This window comes from Methanoregula sp., assembly GCF_002835825.1.
Lineage (GTDB): Archaea > Halobacteriota > Methanomicrobia > Methanomicrobiales > Methanospirillaceae > Methanoregula.
Map to the genome: position 1 here is coordinate 1 of NZ_PIZH01000444.1, position 1,697 is coordinate 1,697.

A 1,697-nucleotide genomic window follows, 5' to 3' on the forward strand; every position below is an offset into this window, starting at 1 on the left:
CCGGGAGGAGATGGAAGCCTTAAAAGAACCGCCCGTCCTCTTCCCGGATGCCTGTTGCGGCAACGCGCTGCACGACATCGGCCACCATCACGTACCCCTCATCGGCCGGCTCAAGATGGGAGAGCCGGAGCAGCGTGCCGGTCCGGTACAGCGTCTCTGCGGTCAGCTCGGCTGCCCGGACCCCGCTCTTGACCGTGAGGGCGATTGCCTGCGTTGTTTCGCCGTTCTCCATTGCGGCGAGCAGGAGGTTTCCTGTCGCGGTATCGACATTGAATTTCGTCCGGCTCTTCGGATATAGTACCATCTCAAAGAGCGGTATCACCAGTTTTTCTGCTACCTGGTCTTTTTCGTTCTGCATGGTTTCCTCATTCATTTAGTTCGGTTTTACCTAACATTTATTCCGGTGAAAAAAATTTACCGGACCTTCCGCAGGAGAGCGATCAGCTCCTCCCGTTCGTTCTCGTCCAGCGCTTCCATCATCCGTGCGATAAGCCGGCGCAGCGCTGCCTGTTCGGCCGTTGCGATCATCCGGCCCTTCTCGGTCAGCCGGATGTACTGGATCCGGCCATCATCGGGACATGGTGCGCGGTACGCACAGTCCATCCGGACACACTTGTTGATCATCTCGGTGACGGTCGGTTTCGAGGTCCCGGTGATCTCGGCGAGCCGGCTGAACGTCACCTCTCCCTGTTCATCGATCAGTCGCAGGTACGCGACCTGCTTCACGGTCACATTGGAGATCCCGCATTCGGACAGGACCGAGCATGAACATTCGTTCTTGAGCCGGAACAGTGCCTGGAATGCCTCAAGCAGCTGCTGCTCCCGTTCATCCATAGGCTGATCGAAATTAGTTAGGGGTTGCCTAACTATAAAGGTGCTGATCCGGGATGGTCATCCCTGGTGCTCGAAACAGAGCGGCGGCGTGTTCACGCCATCATGGCGTGAGGCCGTGACCTCATCCGCACAGGTTCTGACCATCGCGGATGCGAGCCGGGAATGCTGCCTCATCAACGGTACCAGGGACGATCGTGCCGGAACATTGATATCGGGTGACCGGACAACATCAGGATATGAACCCGGGACCATCCCCCGTTTTCCTGCTCATCCTGGCCATTTGCATCCTCTGTTCTCCCGGCTGTACAGGAACCGTACCCACTTCTCCGGAACAAACCATGCCGGCAGCAGCGACCGTTGTCCCGGCAACGACGACGGCGATCCTGCTGTCCGGCGTCCCGGACGTCCGGCAGGCAGAATTTTATTCCTGTGGCGCCTCCTCGTTCCAGGCAGTCATGAGTTATTATGGCCTGAACGCAATGGAAACTGACCTGCGGGGCATCCTGAACACATCGCCGTCCCACGGGACCTATCCCTGGGACATGGTACGAGCGGCTCAGGCGATGGGGTTCGATGCCGAATGGAAGGAGAATCTTTCCCTGCATGACCTTGAGACCGCTCTCCATGAGGGCACACCGGTCATCATCGACGGGCAGCGGTTTTTGGATCCGGACAGTACGTGGGACGATACCTGGGATTCCGGGCACTATATGGTGGTAATCGGCATGGATGACCGGAACGTGTATCTCGAAGATCCGTACATTCTCGGTTCCCGGCTCAGAATGACCCGGGAAGAGTTCCTTGCCAGCTGGCATGACTATGAATCGGAGATTCCGGTTCCGCCCGGTGCAACGAAGTATTAC

Annotated in this window: 4 protein-coding genes; 1 reads left to right on the forward strand and 3 read right to left on the reverse strand. The window is 57.8% G+C overall.

Annotation, left to right across the window (positions count from 1 at the left end; translation table 11 throughout):
- Positions 1 to 19 precede the first annotated feature (19 nt).
- The 3 genes from CW742_RS12075 to CW742_RS12085 are packed head-to-tail and all read right to left on the reverse strand — an operon-like array spanning position 20 to position 1,086.
- On the reverse strand, positions 20 to 358 hold the full coding sequence (locus tag CW742_RS12075) for an LON peptidase substrate-binding domain-containing protein (RefSeq protein ID WP_292420711.1): 339 nt from the start codon (positions 356 to 358) through the stop codon (positions 20 to 22).
- 56 nt (positions 359 to 414) lie between these two features.
- Positions 415 to 834, reverse strand: coding sequence for a MarR family winged helix-turn-helix transcriptional regulator (locus CW742_RS12080; RefSeq protein WP_292420712.1), 420 nt, complete (start codon positions 832 to 834; stop codon positions 415 to 417).
- 57 nt (positions 835 to 891) lie between these two features.
- Positions 892 to 1,086 (reverse strand): hypothetical protein, encoded by a 195-nt coding sequence (locus tag CW742_RS12085; protein ID WP_292420715.1) that lies wholly within the window; start codon positions 1,084 to 1,086, stop codon positions 892 to 894.
- An 86-nt stretch (positions 1,087 to 1,172) separates the two neighbouring features.
- Here CW742_RS12085 and CW742_RS12090 point away from each other — a divergent pair.
- The coding region (locus CW742_RS12090; RefSeq protein WP_292420717.1) for a C39 family peptidase at positions 1,173 to 1,697 on the forward strand (525 nt) is incomplete at its 3' end.